The sequence below is a fragment of the uncultured Caballeronia sp. genome (assembly GCF_964243625.1).
Lineage (GTDB): Bacteria > Pseudomonadota > Gammaproteobacteria > Burkholderiales > Burkholderiaceae > Caballeronia.
In genome coordinates this window covers 1-6268 of the sequence record NZ_CAXTGZ010000366.1, presented here as the reverse complement: position 1 = coordinate 6268, position 6268 = coordinate 1, and the positions used below count along the sequence as shown (strand labels likewise).

Annotated in this window: 6 protein-coding genes and 1 pseudogene; 5 read left to right on the top strand and 2 right to left on the bottom strand. The window is 57.8% G+C overall.

Annotation, left to right across the window (positions count from 1 at the left end; all coding sequences use genetic code 11):
* Both ACFFAR_RS21830 and ACFFAR_RS21825 read right to left on the bottom strand, forming a co-directional pair.
* Positions 1 to 546: pseudogene (locus ACFFAR_RS21830) on the bottom strand (transposase); the annotation flags it as partial.
* Positions 503 to 1324: a LysR family transcriptional regulator gene (locus ACFFAR_RS21825; RefSeq protein ID WP_375508453.1), complete on the bottom strand. Its 822-nt coding sequence runs from the start codon at positions 1322 to 1324 to the stop codon at positions 503 to 505. The gene ACFFAR_RS21825 and the pseudogene ACFFAR_RS21830, both read right to left, overlap by 44 nt.
* A 118-nt stretch (positions 1325 to 1442) precedes the next feature.
* On the opposite strand from ACFFAR_RS21825, the gene ACFFAR_RS21820 reads away from it, so the two are divergent.
* The 5 genes from ACFFAR_RS21820 to ACFFAR_RS21800 all read left to right on the top strand — a co-directional run bounded on the left by ACFFAR_RS21820 (position 1443) and on the right by ACFFAR_RS21800 (position 5981).
* Complete coding sequence (locus ACFFAR_RS21820) at positions 1443 to 2318, top strand: alpha/beta fold hydrolase (protein WP_375508452.1); 876 nt, start codon at positions 1443 to 1445, stop codon at positions 2316 to 2318.
* 7 nt (positions 2319 to 2325) lie between these two features.
* On the top strand, positions 2326 to 3021 hold the full coding sequence (locus ACFFAR_RS21815) for a hypothetical protein (RefSeq protein ID WP_375508451.1): 696 nt from the start codon (positions 2326 to 2328) through the stop codon (positions 3019 to 3021).
* 14 nt (positions 3022 to 3035) lie between these two features.
* On the top strand, positions 3036 to 3455 hold the full coding sequence (locus tag ACFFAR_RS21810; RefSeq protein WP_375508450.1) for a cupin domain-containing protein: 420 nt from the start codon (positions 3036 to 3038) through the stop codon (positions 3453 to 3455).
* Positions 3452 to 4825, top strand: a complete 1374-nt coding sequence (locus ACFFAR_RS21805) for an NAD-dependent succinate-semialdehyde dehydrogenase (RefSeq protein ID WP_375508449.1) — start codon at positions 3452 to 3454, stop codon at positions 4823 to 4825. The genes ACFFAR_RS21810 and ACFFAR_RS21805 overlap by 4 nt, the downstream gene beginning before the upstream one ends.
* Before the next feature lie 67 nt (positions 4826 to 4892).
* A complete protein-coding gene (locus tag ACFFAR_RS21800) occupies positions 4893 to 5981 on the top strand; it encodes a Gfo/Idh/MocA family protein (RefSeq protein ID WP_375508448.1) in 1089 nt (362 codons plus the stop codon).
* Positions 5982 to 6268 lie beyond the last annotated feature (287 nt).

Below are 6268 nucleotides of genomic sequence, written 5' to 3'. Positions count from 1 at the left end.
TGCGGTGAACACCAATCTGGACACCGTGGTTCGCCAGATCCTTCTGTAGCCGTTCCGGGCCGAAGGTTTGTCGGCTACGCTCGTGAGCTGCACGCACCTGCGCTTCGAGCCGAGACTCCTGCTGCGCGTGCAACGACAGCGGCCGTTTGCGCCAGGCATAGTAGCCACTCGTGGACACGCCCAGGAACCGGCACATCGGCGGCACAGGGTACTGCTGTCGCATCTGCTCAATTGCGCCGTACTTCACCGCGACTCCTTCGCGAAGTACGTTGCAAACTTTTTTAACAGATCGCGCTCCATCTTCACTTCTGCCAACTCTCGCTTGAGCCGGCTCAGCTCCGCCTCGATCTCTGTCAGTGGTTTCTGGGTTTGCCCGACGTTCTCCAGCTTGCCGTCCTTTGCGGCGCGAACCCAGTTCGCCAACGTCTTCATCGATATTGACAATCGACGGGCAGCTTCAGACACGCCCACTCCGTCAGTCATTGCCAGTTTTACTGCTTCTTCACGAAATTCCTTCGTGTACACAGCCTTCGGGATTCGCTTCATCAGTGCCTCCATTCCTCAATTCTACGGAATGTTGGCGTCCACTTTTTTCAGCCGACCTCAGAGCCCGGTCGTCCGCGATCAGCGGCCCGGACACATCGATCTTGATCTCTTCGGAGTCTTTCGCGAAAACCCACGGGTAGATCGCGCCGCTTGGATAGCGCCGCCCAATGCATGCATGCCCGGTCAGATCGTGAGGCGCTCTTGGCATGTCGCGGCCAGTGAAATAGCCCGGGGAGCCAACTACGGCGAAGCGCAAACGGGGGCCCACAGGGATGGAGATCATATCCTGGCTAAGATCCGGGGCCGCCCGAATCCCGGCATCGAAACCTTTGCCCACGATGTCTACGATCCCGTCATCGGTGACGACCTCGAGCGTGATGCCAGGATAGGCTGCGAGGAACTCAGTCATTACGGGTTTAATGACGAGCTCTGCGGCATTGCGAGGCACGTTGAGGCGCAGCGTGCCAGTCGGCCGGCTTTTCAACAGGCCAATCTCGTCGATCGCATCTGCGATTTCACCTAATGCTGGCCCCACTCGCCGAAGTAGATGCTCGCCCGCTTCAGTCAAGCAAATGCTTCGGTTGGTCCTGTTGAACAGCCGCATGTCGAGCGTTTCTTCAAGGCTACGAACGGCGTGACTCAGCGCAGACGGGCCGACCCCTCGCTCTTTCGCGGCGCGACGGAAGCTTTGATGCCGGGCCACTGCAAGGAAAACCTCGAGCGCCGGCAGATTAGGCATGGCCACAGATGAGCTTTTTTTCACCATATCGTTGAGCAAATTGCCGGGGTCACAAGTGGGCGGTAGGCCGCTACCATAAGATCTAGCTTGTGCGGAAGTGAAGTTGCGCAGCCATTCACGCGGGACCGAACGCCGCTAATAATCAGAGGATAAGGACATGACAACTGTTTTTTCTCCAAAGATGCCAGGGTGTCACCATCGGGTGGAATTGAATGGCATTCGGATTCACTACACCGTGGCGGGTGCCGGAGATCCGCTGGTGTTGCTTCATGGCTTTCCAATGACATCATATTATTGGCGCAGAATCATTCCTTCGCTAGCGCAGCACTTTACCGTTATCGTGCCCGATCTTCGCGGCTGCGGTGATTCCGACCGGCCCTCCGCTGGCTATGATAAGCGGACGGTAGCCGAGGATATACATCGACTGGTGCAGCATCGCGAACTTGGGCCGATCAACCTCGTCAGCCACGACGTAGGAATGATGGTCGCCTATGCTTACGCGAGTCGTTACCCGGCGGAGGTGAAGCGATTGGTGCTGACCGAGGCCGCGCTTGCTGGCTTTGGCCTGGAGGCGCTGTTCGATGCCGACAAAAATCCGCGCATGTTTCATTTGCCGCTTTTTGAAGCGCCGAATGGATTAGCCGAAGCACTTATTACCGGGCGAGAACCGCTTTTCGTGGCTCACATGATGCGACAGCAAGCCTACGACACAACGGCATTGGATCACGACGCGCTGGAAGAATACTCGCGCCACCTCGCCGCCCCTGGAGCGTTGCACGGCGGTATCGAATATTTTAGAGCCCACCGCATCGACAAAATTCATAACCTTGAACATGCGAGCGCAAAACTACCCATGCCCGTCCTCACGATCGGTGGAACAGCAAGCTTCGGTGTCAATCTGGAGTCCGAGATTCGTCCGCTTGCGCAAAACTTACGCAGCGCGATGATCGACGAGTGTGGCCATTATCTTGCAGAGGAGCAGCCGGAGAAGCTAACCGAACTGCTGTTGAATTTCCTCTTGCAACTCGCGTGAGCACGATATGACTCCCATTCCGGACCATGAGAATCGCGCGACCGCCATCATTGATGGGCGACACTTTAACGAAAATGATATTCAGGATGCCGAACTTAATCGTGCCCGGCATGCACTGGCTTACTTGAAGCGCAAGCTGGGCAATGAGGCGATGCGAGCCTTGCTCGACGACGACCTGCGCAAGATGCACGCTCAGGTCCGTCAATGGGTGCAGGCGTCGTCCGGCCAATGGCGTACCGCTTCCGTGGAGTTGATCGTTCCTGGACCCGGTGCACATTCTTTTCAGGATTGGTATGTCGACGCAATGGCCAACAAGCGTGAAGCCGAATTGCGTGCCGGCCATCCCGAACATTTCGTTAGCCATCCTCTATCGAATCAGGTTGAAGTGATCGAAAACATTGGCGAGACCGAATTGCCTTGGCGGGTGTTTTACCGCGGGCTGCCTGACGATTTCGTTTATCCGGCTCCTTGGGACCCCAGCTATGCATTGCACTACGGCATGGAAATCCTTGATGCCGATGGGGTAAGGGTGGGGTTCAGCATGCGTCAGTCGCGCGACATTGAAGAAGGGCTAAACCTTAAATTTACTACTGTCTTACCGTCGGCCGTCCCGGAGCAGATACTGAGCAAGCATCTGAACCACTTTGCGGTCGAGTTCCGAAACTGGACTCGTATTGCACGTGAGCGAGGCAACGAGACCTAAACAGGAGAACAGCTATGAAACTAAATTACTCAGGTGATGTGCCAAGCCAGACCGTCAACGCCGAATGGTATAGCGGCCAAGTGTGGACAACGGCACTTGCAGAGAGCGAAGCTCCGCAACGGCTGCATGTGGTACTGGCGACCTTCGCCCCGGGCGCGCGCACTGCGTGGCATACCCACCCGTACGGTCAGATACTCATCGCTACATCGGGATCCGGGCGCGTGCAACTCGCTGGCGAACCGGCGAAAACACTCAATCCGGGCGATAGCGTCACGATCGCCCCAGGTGAGCGCCATTGGCATGGCGCAGGACCGGACCAGGTTTTTACCCATATCTCGATTCAGGGGGCACGTCCGGACGGCACCATGGCGGACTGGTCCGATCTTGTCACCGACGAGGTGTACGCACAAGCGGCGCGGGAGACGCACTCATGACCTACCAGTCAATCAACCCATTTACGGAAGCTGTTCTTCGATCGTTTCCTGAGCACACTGATGCTGAGTTAGAAGCAGTTTTGGCCTCAGCCGAGCTGGCATTCCAAAATGACTGGCGGGGTCGCTCCTACGAGCAGCGCGGGGCGGTTTTGCGAAGGGCCGCGACGATACTTAACGATCGCATCGACCACTTCGCGGTTATTGCCACTCGGGAGATGGGCAAGTTGTTGCGCGAGGCCAGGGAGGAAATCGCTCTTTGCGCTGATATCCTGCGCTACTACGCGGACAACGGGGAGGCGATGCTCGCCGAACGCCCGCTCGTTCTCGAGCGGGGCGAAGCGGTAGTGCATAGCAAACCTATCGGAGTAATATTTTGCATTGAGCCATGGAACTTTCCCTACTACCAGTTGGCGCGTGTTGCCGGCCCTAACTTGATGGCCGGGAACACGCTCATTGTGAAGCACGCGCCTAGCGTCCCTGAGTGCGCCTTGGCGTTCGAGGAGCTGCTCCGCGAGGCCGGGGCGCCAGCGGGCGCGTACTCAAACGTGTTCATCTCGAACGAGCAGTCCGCGAATGCCATCGCTGATCGCAGGGTGAAGGGCGTCGCGCTTACAGGCAGCGAGCGCGCTGGAGCTGCCGTTGCTTCAGAGGCAGGGAAGGCGCTTAAGAAAAGTACGATGGAACTAGGTGGTTCGGACGCGTTCATCGTGCTTGACGATGCCGATATCGACGAGGCAGTGCGTCTAGCTGTACAGGGACGGATGAACAACATGGGCCAGGCCTGCGCCGGCTCAAAGCGTTTTATCCTTCACGACGCCATAGCGGACGCATTTACTCGCCGTTTTTGCGATACGCTTGGAACGTATGTTCCGGGCGATCCTATGGATGACCAAACGTCGCTAGCGCCGCTATGCAGCTTGTCTGCGCTCGAACGTGCCTTGGAGCAGATCGACATCGCGGTCGCGGGCGGCGCCAAAGTGCTTTTAGGAGGCAATAGGCTGCAACGCTCAGGATATTTCCTGGCTCCGACGGTCCTGATCGACGTCAGCCCGGATAACCCCGTCTTTAGACAAGAGTTCTTCGCGCCCGTGGCGATGGTCTTCAGGGTGGCAAGCGACAGCGAGGCGGTAGAGCTTGCCAACGACTCTCCCTATGGACTCGGCGGCTCCGTTGTTACCACCAACATCGAGAGAGGCAAGCGTATCGCGGCCCAGATGGATACCGGCATGGTGTTCATTAACGACACGGTGATATCGGCTCCCTACCTGCCGTTCGGCGGCGTCAAGAATTCAGGCTTCGGACGCGAGCTCTCCGATCTCGGGATCCAAGAGTTCGTTAATAAGAAGTTGGTGACTGTGACGACGAATTAGCGTGTCCGAAAGTTGCGAGCACCGTTTAGGCGGCGCCTATGACGTACAACCGATGAAGGAGGCTTTCGTGAGCGAAACGTTAAGGATTGGCATCATCGGCGCGAGCGCTGAGCGTGGATGGGCCAAATTATCCCACGTCCCGGCTATCCAGCAACTCGACGGGCTTGAACTCCGGTCCGTCGTCACTCGGAACCAATCATCTGCAAACATGGCAGTTGAGGCGTTCGGCGCAGCAAAGGGATATGACGACCCTAAAAAATTGTTCGTCGATCCCGAAATTGACATCGTGGCAGTTGCGGTTAACGTTCCCTCGCACCGCGGCCTTGTATTGGCCGCGCTCGCGGCGGGCAAGCACGTCTACTGCGAGTATCCGCTTGGCCGTAACGTTGCCGAGGCCGAAGAAATGGCGGAAGCCGCACGTAAGGCCGGAGTTCATGTTGCCATCGGCCTGCAGCTACGCGCCAACCTGGCGGCTGTCCGTGCGCGAGAAATGATTATGGCGGGCAAAATTGGGCGCGTGTTGAACGCACGCGTCGTGTCGTCGACCGTGGCGTTCGGTTCTCAGATCGAGCACGCGATGACGTTCGCGGAGAACCCCGAGAACGGCGTCACCCTGGTCAGTATCCAGGGCGCCCATACAATCGATCTGGCGATAGCTTTGCTTGGGGAATTTACCGACATCACCGCGCTAGCGTCTACCCAGTTTCCGCAGATTGCAATCGCAGGTGGCGCACCGCAACACCGGACGACCCCCGACCATCTTGCGCTTATAGCGCGGCTAGGCGGTGGCGCGCCGCTTTCAATCGAGGTGATAGGCGGCCGACCTGCTGATCAGACGGCCTTCCGTTTCGAAGTGATTGGCGAAACAGGTAAGCTTGTCCTCATCGGAGGCGCTCCTCGCGGCGTTCAGTCGGGCGTGCTGCGCTTGTTTCTCGATGACGAGGAGCAAATCGTGGACGCGGGAGCAGTCGCTACCCCAGAGTCTGCCGTCAACGTCGCTGGCGTATACAAGGCGCTGCGCGACGACATCACAAGCGGCACCCGAACTGCACCCGACTTTGACCATGCGGTTCGCGTAACGCGGTTGATAAAGGACGTGATGGCCGCATCACAGAGTGGTTCTCGCGTTTCTGCGTCCGACTGGCCATGTTCCTGAATGCGACACGGCTGACACGCACCCGCACGTGTACCGCGGCTGGGCGGCACGTTTCCAAAAGGATGCGCCGCGCCTATGAATCTCCACATAATCTATTGACGAGACCAGACCGTGCAGCGACGCTGTACCGCCCGCCAAGATGTGTAAGATACCCGCGCGAGCGCGGTCGCAAGCCCGCGCTCCGTTTCCCAATCGACCAATAGCGTCCTAGCTTGAATCTCTATTTGATCCAATTGGCACTGTACTGACCCTCGAAAAGCGGTTAATGGAGATTGTCACCTTTCGTG

Bases quoted from the DNA above. Each gene is read 5' to 3' on its own strand.
- ACFFAR_RS21820 (WP_375508452.1), top strand. From the start codon at position 1,443: ATGACAACTGTTTTTTCTCCAAAGATGCCAGGGTGTCACCATCGGGTG.
- ACFFAR_RS21815 (WP_375508451.1), top strand. From the start codon at position 2,326: ATGACTCCCATTCCGGACCATGAGAATCGCGCGACCGCCATCATTGAT.
- ACFFAR_RS21810 (WP_375508450.1), top strand. From the start codon at position 3,036: ATGAAACTAAATTACTCAGGTGATGTGCCAAGCCAGACCGTCAACGCC.
- ACFFAR_RS21805 (WP_375508449.1), top strand. From the start codon at position 3,452: ATGACCTACCAGTCAATCAACCCATTTACGGAAGCTGTTCTTCGATCG.